19 protein-coding genes and 1 other RNA gene are annotated in these 17995 nt (G+C 57.8%); 14 read left to right on the top strand and 6 right to left on the bottom strand.

Features of this window, described 5'->3' with window-relative positions:
• Window positions 1–12: 12 nt before the first annotated feature.
• The gene (locus tag NLU14_RS04400; protein WP_275704957.1) at window positions 13–609 is read right to left on the bottom strand and encodes a UPF0149 family protein; all 597 of its coding nucleotides are present in this window, start codon (window positions 607–609) and stop codon (window positions 13–15) included.
• A gap of 140 nt (window positions 610–749) precedes the next feature.
• On the opposite strand from NLU14_RS04400, the gene NLU14_RS04395 reads away from it, so the two are divergent.
• On the top strand, window positions 750–1373 hold the full coding sequence (locus NLU14_RS04395; protein WP_275704956.1) for a ZrgA family zinc uptake protein: 624 nt from the start codon (window positions 750–752) through the stop codon (window positions 1371–1373).
• A 23-nt stretch (window positions 1374–1396) separates the two neighbouring features.
• Here the strand turns inward: NLU14_RS04395 and NLU14_RS04390 are convergent, their stop codons facing one another.
• Entirely contained in the window at window positions 1397–1855 is a 459-nt protein-coding gene (locus NLU14_RS04390) for a DUF3299 domain-containing protein (RefSeq protein WP_275705361.1), read from the bottom strand.
• A gap of 151 nt (window positions 1856–2006) precedes the next feature.
• On the opposite strand from NLU14_RS04390, the gene NLU14_RS04385 reads away from it, so the two are divergent.
• The 6 genes from NLU14_RS04385 (at window position 2007) to NLU14_RS04360 (ending at window position 5491) form a co-directional block, all read left to right on the top strand.
• Window positions 2007–2720, top strand: coding sequence for an ABC transporter ATP-binding protein (locus tag NLU14_RS04385; protein ID WP_420845039.1), 714 nt, complete (start codon window positions 2007–2009; stop codon window positions 2718–2720).
• Window positions 2717–3991, top strand: a complete 1275-nt coding sequence (locus NLU14_RS04380; protein ID WP_275704954.1) for an ABC transporter permease — start codon at window positions 2717–2719, stop codon at window positions 3989–3991. Before NLU14_RS04385 ends, NLU14_RS04380 begins: the two co-directional genes overlap by 4 nt.
• Before the next feature lie 102 nt (window positions 3992–4093).
• Window positions 4094–4300, top strand: coding sequence for a TIGR02449 family protein (locus NLU14_RS04375; protein WP_007153200.1), 207 nt, complete (start codon window positions 4094–4096; stop codon window positions 4298–4300).
• Window positions 4300–4596, top strand: a complete 297-nt coding sequence (locus tag NLU14_RS04370) for a cell division protein ZapA (RefSeq protein ID WP_275704953.1) — start codon at window positions 4300–4302, stop codon at window positions 4594–4596. Before NLU14_RS04375 ends, NLU14_RS04370 begins: the two co-directional genes overlap by 1 nt.
• A 64-nt stretch (window positions 4597–4660) precedes the next feature.
• Window positions 4661–4840: non-coding RNA, 6S RNA (ssrS, locus tag NLU14_RS04365), on the top strand.
• A 3-nt stretch (window positions 4841–4843) separates the two neighbouring features.
• Window positions 4844–5491 carry a 5-formyltetrahydrofolate cyclo-ligase gene (locus tag NLU14_RS04360; RefSeq protein WP_275704952.1) on the top strand — a complete coding sequence of 216 codons (648 nt, stop codon included), beginning with the start codon at window positions 4844–4846 and terminating at the stop codon, window positions 5489–5491.
• Window positions 5492–5494: 3 nt separating this feature from the next.
• On the opposite strand, the gene NLU14_RS04355 is transcribed toward NLU14_RS04360, so the two are convergent.
• Window positions 5495–5644, bottom strand: a complete 150-nt coding sequence (locus NLU14_RS04355; RefSeq protein WP_275704951.1) for a hypothetical protein — start codon at window positions 5642–5644, stop codon at window positions 5495–5497.
• 267 nt (window positions 5645–5911) lie between these two features.
• Window positions 5912–7447 carry a threonine ammonia-lyase, biosynthetic gene (ilvA, locus tag NLU14_RS04350; protein ID WP_275704950.1) on the bottom strand — a complete coding sequence of 512 codons (1536 nt, stop codon included), beginning with the start codon at window positions 7445–7447 and terminating at the stop codon, window positions 5912–5914.
• 142 nt (window positions 7448–7589) lie between these two features.
• Here ilvA and rpiA point away from each other — a divergent pair, with 142 nt between their 5' ends.
• The 3 genes from rpiA (at window position 7590) to ppa (ending at window position 10354) form a co-directional block, all read left to right on the top strand.
• Window positions 7590–8270 (top strand): ribose-5-phosphate isomerase RpiA, encoded by a 681-nt coding sequence (rpiA, locus tag NLU14_RS04345; protein ID WP_275704949.1) that lies wholly within the window; start codon window positions 7590–7592, stop codon window positions 8268–8270.
• 214 nt (window positions 8271–8484) lie between these two features.
• A complete protein-coding gene (locus NLU14_RS04340) occupies window positions 8485–9624 on the top strand; it encodes an acyl-CoA dehydrogenase family protein (RefSeq protein ID WP_275704948.1) in 1140 nt (379 codons plus the stop codon).
• Between the two features lie 202 nt (window positions 9625–9826).
• Window positions 9827–10354, top strand: a complete 528-nt coding sequence (gene ppa / locus NLU14_RS04335; protein ID WP_275704947.1) for an inorganic diphosphatase — start codon at window positions 9827–9829, stop codon at window positions 10352–10354.
• Window positions 10355–10439: 85 nt separating this feature from the next.
• On the opposite strand, the gene NLU14_RS04330 is transcribed toward ppa, so the two are convergent.
• Both NLU14_RS04330 and NLU14_RS04325 read right to left on the bottom strand, forming a co-directional pair.
• Complete coding sequence (locus tag NLU14_RS04330) at window positions 10440–11492, bottom strand: DUF2333 family protein (RefSeq protein ID WP_275704946.1); 1053 nt, start codon at window positions 11490–11492, stop codon at window positions 10440–10442.
• Between the two features lie 99 nt (window positions 11493–11591).
• Window positions 11592–13595, bottom strand: a complete 2004-nt coding sequence (locus NLU14_RS04325; protein ID WP_275704944.1) for a bifunctional diguanylate cyclase/phosphodiesterase — start codon at window positions 13593–13595, stop codon at window positions 11592–11594.
• 199 nt (window positions 13596–13794) lie between these two features.
• Between NLU14_RS04325 and NLU14_RS04320 the strand changes: the two genes are divergently transcribed.
• The 4 genes from NLU14_RS04320 to accC all read left to right on the top strand — a co-directional run bounded on the left by NLU14_RS04320 (window position 13795) and on the right by accC (window position 17957).
• On the top strand, window positions 13795–15408 hold the full coding sequence (locus NLU14_RS04320; RefSeq protein ID WP_275704943.1) for a diguanylate cyclase: 1614 nt from the start codon (window positions 13795–13797) through the stop codon (window positions 15406–15408).
• 255 nt (window positions 15409–15663) lie between these two features.
• Window positions 15664–16104, top strand: coding sequence for a type II 3-dehydroquinate dehydratase (gene aroQ, locus NLU14_RS04315; protein ID WP_275704942.1), 441 nt, complete (start codon window positions 15664–15666; stop codon window positions 16102–16104).
• A 28-nt stretch (window positions 16105–16132) separates the two neighbouring features.
• Window positions 16133–16594, top strand: coding sequence for an acetyl-CoA carboxylase biotin carboxyl carrier protein (gene accB, locus NLU14_RS04310; protein WP_275704941.1), 462 nt, complete (start codon window positions 16133–16135; stop codon window positions 16592–16594).
• A 16-nt stretch (window positions 16595–16610) separates the two neighbouring features.
• Window positions 16611–17957: an acetyl-CoA carboxylase biotin carboxylase subunit gene (accC, locus tag NLU14_RS04305; protein WP_275704940.1), complete on the top strand. Its 1347-nt coding sequence runs from the start codon at window positions 16611–16613 to the stop codon at window positions 17955–17957.
• Window positions 17958–17995: the final 38 nt, after the last annotated feature.

Below are 17995 nucleotides of genomic sequence, written 5' to 3'. Positions count from 1 at the left end.
TCGTAACGTAACTCAGTGCAGCGTCGGGGTATTCGGTGACGGCTTTTCCGGTGGGTTGAACTCGGTAAACACCGCAAGCGCACCCAGCCTTACGTATTCGACAATTTCCATCAGCTGCTGTTCGCTCTCATCATCCGGCTCGTCATCGTCGGCAACCTGGCTGATGGCCACCAGGTCTTCAATCAGCTCGCGGATCTCGTCCGGCGCCTCTCCCAGCGACTGGCCGGCGGAGAGCGCCATACCCTCGAGAAAGCCACGCACCCAGGACGTGAGTGCTTCCAGACGTTGCTCAATGGCGTAATCGTCATCAGGCAGCAAGGGCTGAAAACTCATATCGGTGGCCTTGAGCAACTCCAGCGTCTGGCTATAGGCAGACGCCATGAATTCCCGTAGATCGTCCGATTCGTCGGTTGCGGTCCGGGGCAGGCCCATGTGCTCACAAACCATGGACAGCCACTCCTCTTCCTCTATACGGGCGCCAGCGGCAAGCCGGCCACATAGAACTCCGTGAAGCTCGGACGGATGGCTGAAAGCCTTGTGAGCGGTAAACACGTTTGCCCAGCGCTCGAAGGCCACGGCTCGGGCGTTGGAGGTGTCGGTTTCGGACATGAAACGGGACGGTCCTGTATCGATGAGTGAAGGCCCTATCCTAGCATTCAGCCGCGGTTAAGGCACTTGCCCTCTTGATTCCGGACGCGGAAAGAGTAAATTATGTTATAACATACCAAAACCAACGAGAGTACAGCCTTATGCCTATTCCAATGCCCGCCTTCCCCGGCCGTCCACGCCCATTGCTGGCACTGGGCTGCCTGTTTGCAACCGGCTTCCTGGCGGCGCCCGCGCTTGCCGCCGACAACCCCGGTGCCCATGAACACGGCCACGCCCGGTTGCAGATGGCGGTGGAGGAGAACCGCATTGATCTGATGTTCAACTCACCGGCCTTTAACCTCGCCGGATTTGAACATGAAGCCCGCACAGGGGGCGAGAAAAGCCAGTTGGCAGACATCAACCGTTGGCTGGAAACCACCCCACTGGTCAGCACACCGGCCGCCGACTGCCGCGTAACGGCTGCGGCTGTTGAACTGGGAGGGCACATGGAAGCCCATGGCGAGGATGACCATGATGATCACCACGATCACGACGAAGACCACCACGATCATGGCGGACATGAACAGGGGAAAACCACGCACCGGGAATACGATGTGTCCCAGCAACTGGAATGCGGCCGCATCGGGGCTAGCCAGGAATTCACATCCGCACTGATGGACAGGTTCCAGGCCATGGAGGAACTCACCGTTGAGTGGGTGAGCCCTTCCGGTCAGGGGAGCGCCCGGCTGACGCCCTCAACCCGGACATTCACCGTTAACGAATGAACGCATCACGCCCTGCAATGGCCCTATTCTTCGTAGGGCGTGACGTTTTCCGCAACGATGGAGTATGAGGACGAGGCGATATCGTTCTCGATCCTCTCAATTTGCAGCGTGCCCTCAATCCACACCGGATCGTAGAGTGCTTCCAGCTTGAAGCCCTTTTTGTACTTCACGTGGATGATCTGATTCGGTGGCGGGGGCGGCACATGGATACAGGCGCCGTAGTAAGGCACCAGGAAGAACTCGAGAATGCGCATATCCTCGGTGGTTTTCAGTGGCACCACAAAGCCCGGAATCCGGCCGGAGCGGCCCTCCATTTCCGGCACCACACGGCCGGTCATGATCTCGTCCGGCAGCGTGGTGGGCCCATCACCTTCGTGGGTGACTTCTGGCATATTTTCGAGCAGATTGAGATCCTCCGCGGGCATCAGCTCCAGCCAGTCGATCTCAGCGGTGGCTTCCTTGGCGCTGGCTGTTGTGACCATACTCAGCGCTGCGGTGAACACCAGGGCAATAACTACAGACAGCGGCACCGCAAGTCGCTTACGCTGTCCGGCGACTTTAAGATTGTGAACCATAAAACGGATTACTCCTGAAACAATGCAGGAATCATACACCGGATGACCAATGCCTGACATGACCAGCAAGACAGACTGGCCGGAGGATCATTCCCCAACCCCACGGCAAGCCCTTCATCTCAGCAACCTGAGCTTTCGCTGGGACCAGACCCAGCCACCAATCAGCTACCCGGATATGACGCTGAACAGCGGTGAGCACCTGTTCCTGCGAGGCCCCAGTGGCAGCGGCAAGAGCACACTTCTGAGCCTTCTGGGTGGCTTGATTGTGCCTGCAACCGGCGAACTGACACTGCTGGGCACAGAGCTGTCCCGCTTGACCAATGGCCAGCGGGACCGTTTCAGGGCCGACCACATGGGCGTCATCTTCCAGCAGTTCAACCTCGTGCCCTACCTGACCACACTGGACAACGTTATGCTGCCCTGCCGGCTTTCCCGTAAGCGCCGCTCGCGAGCCCTGCCCACGCCACGGGAAGAGGCGGAATCCCTGCTGACCGCCCTGGGTATTCCACAGAGCCACTGGCACCGACGTGTCACCGGCCTCAGCGTCGGCCAACAGCAACGGGTGGCCGCCGCGCGGGCACTGACCGGGGCCCCGGAACTGATCCTGGCGGACGAACCCACCTCCGCCCTGGACTCCTACAACCGCGACCGTTTTATCGAGTTGCTGCTCGGGTTGGCGGCGGAAAAGCGCTCATCCGTTGTATTTGTCAGCCATGACCAGAGCCTGGCGGAACGGTTTGACCACCAGTTGGCCCTGGAGGTGGCCCCATGACGATCCGGCTGGCGTTCTCATTGGCCATGGCAAGCCTGTGGTACCGGCGCAGGGTGCTGGCTCTGGTCACCCTCACCCTGACACTCAGCATCACCCTGTTGCTGGGCGTTCAATACCTGCGCACCGAGGTCAAACAGTCGTTCACCAATACCATTTCGGGTACGGATCTGATCGTGGGGGCACGAAGCGGTCAGTTAAACCTGCTTCTGTACACCATTTTCCACATCGGCGATGCCACCAATAACATTCGCTGGAGCACCTACCAACAGCTGCGGGAAGACCAGCGCATTGGCTGGCTGGTACCCATTTCCCTGGGAGACAGCTATCGCGGGCACCGGGTGGTCGGTACCAATGAGCAATTCCCGGAACATTTTCGCTATGGCAGGGACCAGCAGCCCGAACTGGCTGAAGGTGAATGGTTTGGCGATATTTTCGAAGTAGTACTCGGAGCCCAGGTGGCCCGCAAGCACGGCCACCAACTTGGTGATGACATCATTCTCTCCCATGGCGGCGGCAAGACCAGCTTTTCCAACCACAAGGACACCCCGTTCACGGCCACCGGCATACTCGCACCAACCGGCACACCGGTTGACCAGGCCGTTTACGTCAGCCTGGAAGGCCTGGAAGCCATCCATATCGGCTGGGAATCCGGCGTCGCTATTCCGGGGCGGACCGTCACCCCGGAGCAGGCCAGGGAGCGCAACCTGACGCCGGACGCCATCACCGCCGCGCTGGTGGGTATTGACCGCAAGGTTCTGACCTTTCAGGTGCAACGCCAGATCAACGAGTCACAGCTCGAACCCCTGTCGGCCATTCTTCCGGGGGTAGCGCTCAGCGAGTTGTGGCGGATCATGGGCCAGTTTGAAAAAGCCCTGCTGGGCATTACCGGCTTTGTGGTGGTGACCAGCCTGATCGGGCTCGTTGCGGTATTGCTCACCCTGCAGGTACAAAGAAGACAGGAAATCGCGATTCTCCGGGCCACCGGCGCCTCACCCATGCTGATTGCCGCACTGCACGTGATCGAATGTGTGATACTGGCGGTGGCGGCCTGCGGGCTTGCGGTGCTCGCCGGGGCGGCCGGCATTGCCGGGCTCAGCCCCTGGTTGCTGGAAACCTGGGGCATCCAGGTCGGCCTGCGCCCACTGAACACGACGGAATGGCTGATCATCGCCTGCGTGCCCCTGGCGTCACTGATTGTGGGCCTGATTCCGGCCCTCCAGGCCTGGCGTGGCAGCCGCAAGCAGGGGTTGGGCCATGTGGTGCCGGAGTGACGGAGGTCACGCATCACGGGCCATGACATCCCTGTAAATTGACCAGCTTGCAGTCCACACTTATAGTTAGTTCACTTCTTTGATACAGGCGTTGGACGACTCATGGAACAGTCCGAACTACAGGCATTGGCGGACAAACTCGACAGGCTGATTGAACACTGTCGCAAACTGGAACGTGACAACGCGATGCTGCGCGAGCTGCAGGACGACTGGAACCGCGAGCGGGCGCAGCTCATGCACAAGAATGATCTTGCCAAAAACAAGATCGAAGCCATGATAGGCCGCCTCCGGGCCCTGGAGCACCATTGATGCCAAAGCAGCCGACAACCGTCGAAGTCAAGATTCTCGACAAGGAATACCTGGTCGCCTGCCCGGAAGAAGAGCAGGAGGCCCTGCTCCGCTCCGCCAGGCACCTGGACATAAAAATGCGGGAAATCCGTGCCAGCGGCAAAGTGTTTGGCACCGAGCGTATCGCCGTGATGGCAGCCCTGAACATCACCCATGAAATGCTTGAGCGCGACACCATGTCAGACGCCTCCAGCTCGATCCTCAACGCCATGGACGAAAAGCTGGATACGGCACTGGGTGAGTCTTCCGGTAACTGAGCATTACGAAAGGATCCGATTCAGGTGTTGCAATCAGCCCCGGCAATGCCCGTATAATAAAAACAACTTCCTGGGCTGTTCGCTGGTCGGATTCGTCCTCGAGCCGATGCGCACTACCCAGGTGGCTACTCTAGGGCATTGTGAGCACGTCCCCTCACGGGGAAAGCCTAATATGTCACAGCGGCCACCGACCTTGAACTTTGGGTTCAAGGGCCACATCCGATAACGGCAGCCCGGGAAGCTTATTTTGACCAACGTTATCTCCCCCCAGCCTTTTGAAGACCAACCTGACCTATTATCGCGCCGTAATCTCCGTAAAGCCCTTCGGCAAAAGCGTCGCTCCCTGTCCGTGGAAGAGCAACAGGCTGCTGCTGACCAGCTAGCGCTGAACCTGTTGAAGCATCCGGACCTTTACCGGGCCCGCCACGTTGCGGTCTACCTGCCCAACGACGGTGAGATTGATCCCCAGGTTTACATCCACATGGCCCGCCGGCGGGGTATTCGCTTTTATCTGCCGGTGCTGCATCCGGTTCATCGAGGCAGGCTGGTATTCAGCCCCTACACCGACGGCACAACGCTGACGGCTAACCGTTTTGGCATTCCGGAGCCCCCCTTTCACAAGGGCCTGGAGCGGCCGCCATGGGCGCTGGATGCGGTGTTGTTTCCACTGGTGGGTTTTGATGGTTTCGGTGGCCGGCTTGGAATGGGCGGAGGATTTTACGATCGCACGTTTGCGTTCACGCGGATCCGGCCACGGCTGGCGCCCAAGCTGATCGGGCTGGCCCATGAATGTCAGAAGGTACCGGAATTACCGCTGGAGCCCTGGGATATTCCCCTGCACAGTGTGGTTACTGACAGGAAACGTTATCGAGTAACAGTGAGGAAGTCGTTGTAAGGTTCAGTCACGAACGGAAGACACTGTAACGGCTTCGCTCCCGGAAGCTGTTGGCTCATCGTCAGACGCCTGAAGCGAAGTGAAGCCAGTGATAATAAGGCCAACGGCAAAAATCAGCGCAACCGTCCGGATAATGTCAGGCTTGCGGCCCATGGGAGAGTCTCCGGCATTAAAGAGAGTAAAATCGATCTAAATCAGAAAGCTATTCTTGTTTTCAAGAATCAGACGAAAGACTAACACCTATCTTGTATTTTACAATTTTTCACAGGTTAAATTTACGTAAGCTTTGAGCAGGCATTCCGGCCTGGGTGCGGGAGGCCTTCCAAAACACGCTCAAGCACATCCCTGTGGCGCTTGAGCTCCGCCATCCATGGCTCCGCACAGTTTTGGAAGGCCTCCCGCACCCAAGCCTAATCCGCGTTATTCAGACTTGCTGTTACCGGCTCCCAAAAACAATTGATAAGCCTCGTTATCAGTCATGTTTTCGTAGCGGAAACCGACCTTGTCGAGCATTTTCTCGAAATCTTTTACTTCGTCGTCTTCCACCTGCGCGCCCAGCAAGACACGACTGTAGGCCGCGCCATGGTTGCGGTAGTGGAACATGGAGATGTTCCAGCGGGTGCCGAGTGACATGAGGAATTTCAGCAAAGCACCCGGGCGTTCCGGAAACTCGAACTGGAAGACCTTTTCGTTGGTGATGCTCGGCGCGTGCCCACCCACCATATGGCGAATATGCTGCTTGGCCAGATCGCTGTCGGTCAGGTCGATTACCGAGTAACCGGTTTCCCGCAGGTCCTGGATCAGGTCTTCGCGGCCGTGGCCGCCGGCCTGGATCTGGATGCCTACAAAGATCGTGGCATTGGTGGCATCGGCGTAGCGGTAGTTGAACTCGGTGATGCTGCGCTTGTGCAGGGCGTTGATAAACGTCTTGAACGCCCCCGGTTTCTCCGGAATGGTCACCGCCAGGATGGCTTCGCGTTTTTCACCGATTTCCGTGCGCTCCGAGATGTAACGCAGGCGGTCGAAGTTCATATTGGCGCCACTGAGGGTGGCCACCAGGTTTTCGTTCTCGATCTGCTCACGCTCGATGTACTTCTTGATGCCCGCCACACCCAGCGCACCGGCCGGTTCGGCGATGGAGCGGGTGTCTTCGAACACGTCCTTGATAGCAGCGCAAATTTCGTCGGTGGAGACGGTGATCACCTCGTCCACGTGGTCCTTGCAGATTTCCCACGGGTACTTGCCGATCTGCTTGACCGCCACGCCATCTGCGAAGATGCCCACTTCGTCCAGCACTACCCGCTTACCGGCCTTCATCGCCGCCTGCAGGCAGTTGGAGTCTTCCGGCTCAACACCGATTACCTTGATCTCCGGGCGCAGATATTTGATGTAGGCGGCCATGCCGGCAATCAGCCCACCGCCACCCACGCAGATAAAGATGGCATGGATGGGCTTACTGAACTGCCACATGATTTCCATGGCCACTGTGCCCTGCCCGGCGATCACGTCGGGGTCGTCGTAGGGCGGGATGTAGGTGTAGCCGTGCTTCTGGATCAGTTCCTGGGCATGGGCTGCGGCTTCATCAAAGGCATCCCCTCTCAGAACCACCTTGGCACCATGGTCACGCACCGAACGTACTTTAATTTCCGGCGTGGTCTGGGGCATCACAATCACGGCCTTGATGCCCAGTTTCTTGGCAGCCAGGGCCACGCCCTGGGCATGGTTGCCTGCTGAGGCGCAAATAACGCCCTTGGCTTTCTGCTCCTCGGAGAGCTGTGCAATCCGGTTGTAGGCGCCACGAATCTTGAAAGAAAACACCGGCTGAAGGTCTTCGCGCTTGAGCAGAATGTTGTTGCCAAAGCGCTTGGAGAGGCTGCGGGCCTCGGTCAGCGGGGTCTCGATGGCCACGTCGTAGACACGGGCATCGAGGATTTTCTTTATGTAGCGTTGCGGCATGGTTCCGTCCGGATGTTGGTGTTTTGTTGGAAAAACCAACAGTGTAGAAACTTTGCCGGGGTTCCGTCTATAAGCAGGTCGCCCGGAAGGGCTATAATGACGGCCATTGTGACCATTTCCCGCAAAAAACCGGAGTTCCTCAATGAATCAGGACGAACTGAAGAAAGCCGTCGCCCAGGCCGCACTGGACTATATAAGGCCCCATCTGGACCAGGACAGTGTTATCGGTGTCGGCACCGGAAGCACGGCCAATTGCTTTATCGACCTGCTGGCGAACATACGCAATGACTTCGACGGTGCCGTTGCCAGTTCCGATGCCACCGCAGAGCGGTTGAAGAGTCACGGCATTCCGGTGTACGACCTGAACAGTGCCGCGCCGCTTGAGTTCTATGTGGACGGCGCGGATGAAACCAATGAAAACCTGGAGCTCATCAAAGGCGGCGGCGGTGCCCTCACCCGCGAGAAAATCGTGGCGGCGGTGTCCAAGACGTTTATTTGTATTGCTGATGAGTCCAAGAAGGTGGATGTCCTGGGCACATTTCCGCTTCCGGTGGAGGTGGTGCCCATGGCCCGCAGCCATGTTGGTCGCGAAATCGTGAAGCTGGGGGGCGATCCGGTTTATCGCGAGGGTTTTACCACCGACAACGGCAATATCATCCTGGATATCCACAACCTGGATATTTCACGTCCTATCCAGGTGGAAGAGAAACTGAATAACATTGTGGGCATTGTCACCAATGGCCTGTTTGCTCGGCGACCTGCGGATTTGTTGTTGCTCGGTACCAAAGACGGAGTGAAAAGCATCTCCCGCGAGGACGGCTAGCTCCGGGAAGCCGTGAAGAGGCAGGGGTGTCAGGGGCACGCTGTGAATACATCCATGTACGCTCGACAAAAACATCCATGTCTTTGACGTCCCCTGACACCCCTGCCTCTTCACGGCCCCAACTCTTTTCGGGCCTCAATAAACCAAGCGCTTGCTTGGTTTCTCACTTTAGGTGAGACTGCTTTTATGAGTTTTGATCACAGGGAGCCTTACCGTGTCCGATTATTTCAACGATACCCATGAGCAAGTTCGCCAGAGCGCCCGACAGTTTGTTGCCACTCACATTCTGCCTAACATAGACGACTGGGAGGAAGCCGGTGAGTTTCCCCGTGAACTCTACAAGAAAGCCGGGGATGCCGGGCTGCTTGGGGTCGGCTTTCCGGAAAGTCTCGGTGGCGTTGGAGAAGGCGATATATTCATGAAGGTCGCCATTTCCGAGGAACTGATGCGTTCCACTTCCGGAGGCCTGGTGGCCGGCCTGGGGTCGCTGGACATTGGCCTACCGCCGGTGGCGAAATGGGCACGGTCGGAGGTGAAGGAAGCCATCGTGCCGCCTGTGCTCCGTGGCGAGAAAATCGCCGCCCTGGCCGTCACCGAACCCGGTGGCGGTTCTGATGTGGCCAATATCAAGACACGGGCCGTCAAAGATGGCGATTACTACATCGTCAACGGCAGCAAGACCTTTATCACCAGCGGCATGCGGGCCGACCATTACACCGTTGCTGTGCGCACCGGCGGTGAAGGGCATGGTGGTATCAGCCTACTGCTGATCGACCGTGACATGCCGGGCTTTTCCACCGGCAAGAAGCTCAAGAAAATGGGATGGTGGGCCAGTGACACTGCAGAGCTGTTCTTTGAAGACTGCCGGGTACCCGCTAACCGCCTGATCGGCGCCGAGAACGCTGGCTTTATTGCCATCATGAGCAACTTCCTGTTCGAGCGCCTGAGCCTGTCCATCATGGCCTACATGACCGCCGAAATCGCCCTGGAAGCCTCCATGGCCTGGGCCGGGCAGCGGGAGGCGTTTGGCAGGCCGGTGAACAAGTTCCAGGTCACCCGCCACAAACTGGTGGATATGGCCACACAGGTGGATGTGGCGCGGGAATACACCTATCGCTGTGCAGCGCTGATGCAGGCGGGCAAGAACCCGATCAAGCAGGTGGCCATGGCGAAAAACTTTGCGGTGGAAGTTTGCGAGAAAGTGACCCGCGAAGCGGTGCAGATTCATGGTGGTATGGGGTATATGCGGGAATCGGTGGTTGAGCGGCTTTACCGGGATGGGAAGATCCTGTCGATTGGTGGTGGTACCGATGAGATTATGAAGGAGTTGATTGGGAAACAGATGGGGTTGTAGTGGTTTGGTGTTGTCGGATTACGGCTTCGCCTAATCCGACCTACATGGAAGTACTTGCGGCGTGTTTTGGATGGTGGCCCCGATAGCCGGCATGCACCAAAGCAGGGGCGAGACCAACGTTTAGTTTCGATCCACACTATTGTCCCGTATAATTGCGCCCACTTTTTAAACGCAGTTAAACGCACTTCAGAAAGGATCGCTCATGAACTTCGACCATATCCCTGCTGGCAAGAACCCGCCGGAAGACATCTACGTCGCCATCGAAATCCCTTCCAACAGCTCCCCGGTCAAGTACGAGCTGGACAAGGACATGGGTGCACTGTTGGTAGACCGGTTCATGGCCACCCCCATGTTCTACCCGGCCAACTACGGCTTCATCCCCCACACCCTGGCCGACGATGGCGACCCGATTGACGTATTGGTGGTCACTCCCTATCCGGTACAGGCCGGTTCCGTTATCCGCTGCCGCCCGGTTGGCGTCCTGAATATGGAAGACGAAGCGGGTGGTGACGCCAAACTGGTCGCCGTTCCTCACGACAAACTCACCAAGAGTTACACCGACGTGAAAGACGTGGACGACCTGCCGCAACTGCTCCGCGACCAGATCCAGCACTTCTTCGAGAACTACAAAACGCTTGAACCGGGCAAGTGGGTCAAGGTACAGGGCTGGGCCAATGCCGCAGAAGCCAGGAAGGCTATTGAAGCGGCCGTTAACGCCTACAAAGGCTGACACCAGCGTTTTCAGGTGACCATAAAAAAACCGGGCTCAATTCAAATGTGGCCCGGTTTTTTTATGGTGCAATGTTTCCCTGGCATCAGCCTCGGGTCAGCAAATCGCGCATGTCACTGATTGCAGCGCTAGCGCGGGACAGATACGCTGCCATGGTCAGTGAATGGTTGGCAAGCACACCGAAACCGCTGCCGTTCAGGATCACGGGGCTCCACATCTCTCCCTGGGTGCCTTCCAGCTCGATAATGATCTGCTTGGCACTGGCAAGGGCATTCTTGTCGCTCAGCACCTTGCGGAAATCCACCTCGATCGCCCGGAAGATATGCAACAGGGCCCAGGCGCTTCCGCGGGCTTCATAGAACACGTCGTCGATTTTCGTCCAGGAGGTTTTAACCTCCTCACCCATTACATCTTCCGACAACGGATCTCCCGGGTTGATATTGGAAACTGCGTCAGACACAGACGCCTTGCCGACACTCTCACCCAACGTACGGGAAAGACTGCCGAGCCGGGTTTCCAGGTCCGCCAGCCAGTTGGCCAAATTGTCCGCCCTGGCAAAGAACTGCGCATTGGGCTGATCCGGGCGCGACAGGCGGTCCAGATAGCTGTGGAGGGCCTGGATGCCACGACGGTATTCCGCCTCGGTGGACGGGATAGCCCAGCTACCGCTGTCGAAGTGGAACTGAGGTTCTGCGATCGTCAGGTCGGGGTCTTCGGCGGATTGGCTCTGGGAACGGCTGATGTCCTTGCGCATGGCGCGGGAAAAATCGCGAAGCTGCACGAGTACGCCATATTCCCAATTGGGCATGTTATCCAGCCAGAGCCCCGGCGGGAAAATATCGTTGGAAACATATCCCCCGGGCTTGTCTAGAAGGGTTTCCGCCACTCGAATCATGGTCACCGTGGTTGCGAAGCCCGTCACCGGTTCACGCTGCATTTCGTCAGCCACGGTACGCGTGTGATCGCGTACTGAAAAAACATCCGGTTCACTGCTCCAGATCATACCCAGAACCATCGCGACAAGCAGGTAAACAACAACAACGGCCAGTATAAATTTGCTGACAACCCCGCCGCTACCGGAGTAATCCCGAAGGTCGTCTTTGCGATCACTGAAATATTGTCTGATTTTTCCTGGCATCGGTTTTCAGTTCCCCTGTCTATCATTAATCCCGGATGCGATCCGTCTGCGCACTTCGAATACCATGAAGCAACGGCAACGTTTATGCAATTTGCGGCGCTATGGCGCCTGGCCACTATCCACTGCCTCGAACGGCCGCCCCAGATGGTACCCCATTGCTCCATCGATACCGATACCCTGTAGTGTCGAATACTCACTGGCGGTCTCAACACCGGTCACGTATACCCGTACGCCACGGCTTTTGGCGATGGTGGTCACGGATTCCAGATAGAAGCGGTTATCATCGTGGGTATCGATATCGTGAACAAAGCTGTTATCAATACGCAAAGCCTGGAACCTCAGATTTCTCAGGTAGCTGAAAGGCACACCGCCAACCCCGAACCGGTCAACCAGCACAGGCACCTTCAGTCGATTCAATGCTCGCACCAGAAGCCCCACGGCCGTGCGGTGATGATGAATAGCCTGTTCGGAAATGCCAATCTGCAATCGGCAGCGTTCCTTTCCCGCAGCAGAAAGCCGCTCCAGGAGCTCCTGACGGAACGTTTCACTGGCCACGGAACCCATCCCCAGGCTCATCGCCAGGCTGGCTTCCGGCTGCAGACGCAGCAACGTGAGGGAACGCACGAGAACCCAGCGGTCAATGTCCGGGATCATGCCAAACCGCTCGGCCATGGGCACAAAAGCACCCGCCTTGATCCAGCCATCAACGGTTTTTATACGGGAAAACACCTGATGGAACAGCACCTGGTCATCGCTGGCCCTGACCATGGGTTGTAGCCAAAGCGACAGCCGCTCCCGGGCAATCGCCTCTTCGATAATGGACCGCCACTCTTCGCTGTCATGGTGCTCGGGCCGGTCGAGATCGGCAGCGTGACAGGTAGACCCCTGTTCAGCCTGAACCTGGCGGAGCGCCTCGTCAGCCGCTGATATCAGGTCGCGAACTGTGCGGTTTTCTGCTGCCTGGGCAATACCGGCATGAACGGAAACGTCCATTGGCGCGGACATTTCCGAGTATATGCCATCCAGTTCCTCCACCAACTGGCGACACCATATCACCCCATCAGCTCGGGAAACCCCGGGCAGGAAGACAGCAAAACCCGCCCCCGTCATCCTCCCTGCGAACGAATCACCATGGCGGCGAACAAAGGCTTCCAGCGCGTCGGCGACACGGATCAGCAGGCGGTCGGCCTCTTCCCGGCCGTAACTCTGGTTATACTCAGCAAACTCCTCCAACTGGAGAGTAAAAAGGACACCGGGAGCGGCCCGCTCCTCCGATTCCACCTCGACCTTAAGTCTCTGTTCGAATGCCCTGCGGCTGGCGAGACCAGTGAGGCTGTCTTCATTGTTCACCTTGCGCAGGTGCTGGATAAGCTTGGCCTGCCCCTCAAACAGTCGGCCAAGGTCATCCGCCATCTGGTTCATGGCGAGAGTCACCTGATTCAGTTCCCGGGTGGAGGTAAGATTGACCCTGCGCCGGAAGTCGCGTTTACCAAGGGCCCGGGCCTGCTTCTCGACCGCGCTGAGCGGGCGCATCAGGCGGGTTACCATCCAGAACAGCCCGACCAGGCCCAGGCCGCCAATCAGCGCCGAACCGGCCACCATACGGACCGTTACAGCCCAAAGGTCTTCATAGGCCCTGCCAGGGTGGCTCACCACCCGCACCTTGCCAAGCTGACTCCAGCCACGCACCACTTCCGCCTCACCTGCCGGCAGAGGCAGGTCCGCCAGCGCGACAAACCAGTCAGGCACATCCACCTCACGCAGTGACGTTTCACGCCCGGCCACGTCCTCACCCTGATTGTTCATGTACACCACGGAAAGATAGCGGCCACTGTCGAACACCGCATCAATCAATGAGGCGGAAGCCACCGGGTCCCTCCCATCGATGGCATTGGAAAGCGATAGCCCGATGGCTGTGGCGCCATCCCGGGCATGGCCCTGAAGCTGATTCGACATGTAATCCCGGAACCGGTCAAAGCTGACGCTGGCCGCAGCAATCAGTACCAGCAGCAACAGGCCGCTGGTAAACAGCAACAACAGGCTACGCAGGGTGATCGCACCCCGCTGACGGGAGATCTCTGTTGTTTTTTGCGTCCATGCCATCACTGGCAGCTCCTGTCTGAAGCAACGATTGCCGGGGGTCCGATGTGACCTGCCCCGCAGAGTTGACAAACATTTACATAGAGTCACCTACGCCGACAACATTAAACACTATAGACTCTGCAAAAAGACTAATGTTGAAAAGATCTGCCTGTACCGGAAGCGGGCGGCTCAGAACGAGAAAAACACAGGCTGGAGCACAATGAACGACGAAAGCCAGAAAGACAAACTCAGGCAGCATTTCGCTCGCCGTGTTACCACCCAGGCGCGCGTTGTCCTGGATACATGGCAGAAGATCCACGAAGATACCAGCCAGTCTGCCGCGTTCAGGGACGATTTTTCCAGGGCCGCCGACAAGCTGGTTCGCTACGCAAAGCGCTTCGAAATGGAAAGCCATGCTGACTCCGGGCAGCGGGTGTTTGACCTGATCGGTGAGTGGCCAGACGGCGAGAGACTGCCCGAAAGCCTTGATCGCAAACTGCAGGACGCCATTGAGCAGATTTCCCGCTGTACGCTCCGGCGTACCGACCAGGAGGCGAGTGAAGCGCCCCAGCAGTATCGCCGCACCCCGGTTTACATTGCACTGGCCAGCGAGGAAATGGCCAGCCGGCTGATCCGCCAACTGGAGTTCTTCGGCTTCCGTGCATCCGCGTTCCACACTGCCGAAAGACTGATCGAAGCCTGCGCGCTCCACAAACCTGAAACCATCCTGATGGACGTAAACTACGGTGGCGAGCCTCTGAGCGGTATCGCCACGATAGAGCGCCTTCAGGAACGCCATGACACGCCCATCCCAATCATTTTCATGAGTGATGAGGACGGTACGATCGAAACCCGCCTTCGGGCATCCCGCTGTGGCGGCGAGGAGTTCTTCTATCCGGCGGTGGACCCCGGCCAGCTGATCGAGAAGATCGAGACCTACACCCACGGCAACACGGTGGAACCCTACAAGGTACTGGTGCTGGATGACTCCCGCGCCCAGGCCAAGTTCATGGAAACGGTCCTGAAAAAGGCCGGAATGAACGCCCACATCATCACCGACCCCATGGACATCATTCGTGCTCTGGAGTCGTTTTCGCCCGAGATCATCATCCTCGACATGTACATGCCAGGCTGCACCGGCATGGAGATTGCGCGTGTGATCCGCCAGCAGGATCGTTTTCACAGCGTGCCGATCATCTATCTGTCCGCGGAAGAAGACGTTACCAAGCAGCTTCATGCCATGAGCCTGGGCGGTGATGACTTCCTGACCAAACCCATTGATCCGAAACACCTGATTTCCACCATCCACAACCGTGGCCGGCGTGCCCGCTCTTTGCTGGCGCTGATGATCCGCGACAGCCTGACGGGCCTGTTCAATCATACCCACACCCTGCACCTGCTTGATCAGGAGATTGTCCGGGCAAGGCAGAAGGACCAGCAACTCTGCTTTGCGATGATCGACATCGACTACTTCAAAAAGGTTAACGACACCTTCGGCCACCCCATCGGTGACCGGGTGTTGCGCAGCCTGTCCATGTTCCTGAAGCAGCGTCTGCGCAAGACCGATCACATCGGCCGCTATGGCGGTGAGGAATTTGCCATCATCCTGCCGGACACCCGCGAGAGCGACGCCCGCAACGTACTGAACGAAATCCGCGAGCGCTTCTCGGAACTGCTGCAACCCGCCGGCGACCGCGAGTTCAATGTCACCTTCAGTTGCGGCGTTGCCGCCTGGAGAGGTGACACCTCCCAGGCCCTGTGCGAACGGGCAGACAAGGCCCTGTACCGGTCCAAGGCAGAAGGCAGGAACTGCGTGACAGCCGCCGGCGACTGAAACCGACGCCAATCGACGGCCCCGCCCCGCACTCGGGGCCGTTTTATGAAACCAACGTCTTATAGCACTCATCATCACCCTTCACGACAATGGCCCTGCTAACGACAGCGATTGCTTTTGCGGTGCCAGATACTTTTCGACACATACCGGAATGTCAAAAAGTGTTGATCTGAAGACCTCAAGAACGCACCATTGGTGGAAAATGTCGCTAAATTCGGCGATCCTGTAAATAAAGTCAGCAAGGCAGACGAAATCATGTCGACCATACTCGTACTTCATGGCCCCAACCTGAATATGTTGGGAACCCGCGAGCCGGAGGTCTATGGCCACGAGTCGTTGGCGGACATTGACGACCGTTTGCACCAGAAAGCCGCCGAAGATGGCCATCACCTGCTACATTTACAGTCAAACGCGGAATATGAACTGATTGAACGAATACATGAAGCCAAATCAGAGGGGGTTGATTTCATCATCTTCAACCCGGCGGCATTCACCCACACCAGTGTTGCACTGCGGGATGCCATCCTCGCCTCGGGCATTCCGTTTATTGAGGTTCATCTTTCCAACGTGCATGCGCGGGAAGCGTTCCGCCATCACTCTTACTTTTCTGATATCGCCGACGGCGTTATCTGCGGGCTGGGCAGCCTGGGGTACGACCTTGCACTCGAAGCCGCCCTGCAACGAATTCATCGATAGAACTGATTAAAACGGGATCGGACTGACTATGGACATTCGCAAGATCAAGAAGCTTATCGAGCTGCTGGAGGAATCCGACGTCGAGGAACTGGAGATTCACGAGGGTGATGATTCGGTTCGTATTTCTCGTCGTCGCGAACAATTGGCTGCGCCGCAATACATGGCACAGTACCCGTCTCCGGCACCGCAGCCTGCATCAGCCCCGCAGCCGTCAGCGTCTGCCGCCGATGAGCCCGCCAAGCCGGCTGAGCCTTCAGGGCACGCTGTCAAGTCGCCGATGGTGGGCACGTTCTACCGCTCGCCTTCGCCTACTGCCAAGGCCTTCGTGGAAGTTGGGCAGTCGGTGAAAGCCGGCGACGTGGTGTGCATCGTCGAAGCCATGAAGATGATGAACCAGATCGAGGCGGACAAGAGCGGTACCATCTCCGAGATTCTGGTAGAGAACGGGCAGCCGGTCGAGTTTGACCAGCCACTGATCATCATTTCCTGAACCCGGTGATACCCTCATGGCTATGTTAGAAAAAGTTCTGATCGCAAATCGCGGCGAGATCGCCCTGCGCATCCTGCGCGCCTGCAAGGAACTGGGAATCAAGACGGTGGCCGTCCATTCCCAGGTGGATCGTGACCTGATGCATGTGCGCCTGGCTGACGAATCGGTCTGTATCGGCCCCAACAGCGCCGCTGACAGCTACCTGAACATTCCCACGATTATCAGTGCGGCAGAAGTCACCGACTCCGTCGGCATTCATCCCGGTTACGGTTTTCTTGCCGAAAACGCGGACTTTGCCGAGCAGGTGGAAAAAAGCGGCTTCCGTTTTATCGGCCCCCGGGCTGAAACCATCCGCCTGATGGGCAACAAGGTCTCTGCCATCAACTCCATGATCGAAGCCGGCGTTCCCACGGTTCCCGGTTCCGATGGCCCGCTGACAGACGACGATGAGCGCACTCTGGAGGTTGCCCGTAAAATCGGCTACCCGGTGATCATCAAGGCGGCATCCGGTGGTGGTGGTCGCGGCATGCAGGTCGTTCACTCTGAGGCAGCCCTGCTGAAAAGCGTGCAGATTACCCAGAGCGAAGCCAAGAATTCCTTTGGCGATGCCACTGTTTACCTTGAGAAGTATCTCGAGCGCCCGCGCCACGTGGAGGTCCAGGTTCTGGCAGACACCCATGGCAACGTGATCCACCTCGGAGACCGGGACTGCTCCATGCAGCGCCGGCACCAGAAAGTACTGGAAGAAGCGCCTGCGCCGAACATTGATCCGGAAGCCCGGGAAGTTACCCTGAAGGCCTGTGTCGATGCCTGCAAGAAGATCGGCTACGTGGGAGCCGGCACCTTCGAGTTCCTGTACCAGGACGGCGCCTTTTACTTCATCGAGATGAACACCCGGGTACAGGTGGAGCATCCGGTGTCGGAGATGGTGACCGGTGTCGATATCGTTCGCGAGCAGTTGCGTATTGCCAGTGGCCTGCCCCTGCAATACACCCAGGACCAGATAAAGATTTCCGGTCACGCCCTGGAGTGCCGCATCAATGCCGAAGACCCGCAAACCTTCGTACCCAGTCCGGGCAAGGTCAAGCATTTCCACGCTCCTGGCGGCAACGGTATCCGTGTGGACTCGCATCTTTACAGTGGCTACACAGTGCCCCCGTTCTACGATTCCATGGTGGCAAAGTTGATCACCTGGGGTGACGATCGGGAAATTGCCCGCCGCCGCATGAAGAACGCGTTGGACGAACTGGTGGTTGAAGGCATCAAGACCAATCAGGCGCTGCACCGGAAACTGGTGCGCGATGGCGGTTTCAAACAGGTAGACTTCACCATTCATTATCTGGAAAAGCTGATACGGGACTAACCCGTACAGTGGATTCGTCTACCCAACAGGACACCTAC

This window comes from Marinobacter iranensis (assembly GCF_029207565.1).
GTDB lineage: Bacteria > Pseudomonadota > Gammaproteobacteria > Pseudomonadales > Oleiphilaceae > Marinobacter > Marinobacter iranensis.
The sequence above is the reverse complement of the archived record's forward strand: the minus strand, read 5'-3'. Positions and strand labels throughout refer to the sequence as shown.

Excerpts from the sequence above, each read along its gene's own strand:
- NLU14_RS04400 (WP_275704957.1), bottom strand. The coding sequence starts at position 609 with ATGTCCGAAACCGACACCTCCAACGCCCGAGCCGTGGCCTTCGAGCGC.
- NLU14_RS04395 (WP_275704956.1), top strand. The coding sequence starts at position 750 with ATGCCTATTCCAATGCCCGCCTTCCCCGGCCGTCCACGCCCATTGCTG.
- NLU14_RS04390 (WP_275705361.1), bottom strand. The coding sequence starts at position 1,855 with ATGGTCACAACAGCCAGCGCCAAGGAAGCCACCGCTGAGATCGACTGG.
- NLU14_RS04385 (WP_420845039.1), top strand. The coding sequence starts at position 2,007 with ATGACCAGCAAGACAGACTGGCCGGAGGATCATTCCCCAACCCCACGG.
- NLU14_RS04380 (WP_275704954.1), top strand. The coding sequence starts at position 2,717 with ATGACGATCCGGCTGGCGTTCTCATTGGCCATGGCAAGCCTGTGGTAC.
- NLU14_RS04375 (WP_007153200.1), top strand. The coding sequence starts at position 4,094 with ATGGAACAGTCCGAACTACAGGCATTGGCGGACAAACTCGACAGGCTG.
- NLU14_RS04370 (WP_275704953.1), top strand. The coding sequence starts at position 4,300 with ATGCCAAAGCAGCCGACAACCGTCGAAGTCAAGATTCTCGACAAGGAA.
- NLU14_RS04355 (WP_275704951.1), bottom strand. The coding sequence starts at position 5,644 with ATGGGCCGCAAGCCTGACATTATCCGGACGGTTGCGCTGATTTTTGCC.
- ilvA (WP_275704950.1), bottom strand. The coding sequence starts at position 7,447 with ATGCCGCAACGCTACATAAAGAAAATCCTCGATGCCCGTGTCTACGAC.
- rpiA (WP_275704949.1), top strand. The coding sequence starts at position 7,590 with ATGAATCAGGACGAACTGAAGAAAGCCGTCGCCCAGGCCGCACTGGAC.
- ppa (WP_275704947.1), top strand. The coding sequence starts at position 9,827 with ATGAACTTCGACCATATCCCTGCTGGCAAGAACCCGCCGGAAGACATC.
- NLU14_RS04330 (WP_275704946.1), bottom strand. The coding sequence starts at position 11,492 with ATGCCAGGAAAAATCAGACAATATTTCAGTGATCGCAAAGACGACCTT.
- NLU14_RS04325 (WP_275704944.1), bottom strand. The coding sequence starts at position 13,595 with ATGGCATGGACGCAAAAAACAACAGAGATCTCCCGTCAGCGGGGTGCG.
- NLU14_RS04320 (WP_275704943.1), top strand. The coding sequence starts at position 13,795 with ATGAACGACGAAAGCCAGAAAGACAAACTCAGGCAGCATTTCGCTCGC.
- aroQ (WP_275704942.1), top strand. The coding sequence starts at position 15,664 with ATGTCGACCATACTCGTACTTCATGGCCCCAACCTGAATATGTTGGGA.
- accB (WP_275704941.1), top strand. The coding sequence starts at position 16,133 with ATGGACATTCGCAAGATCAAGAAGCTTATCGAGCTGCTGGAGGAATCC.
- accC (WP_275704940.1), top strand. The coding sequence starts at position 16,611 with ATGGCTATGTTAGAAAAAGTTCTGATCGCAAATCGCGGCGAGATCGCC.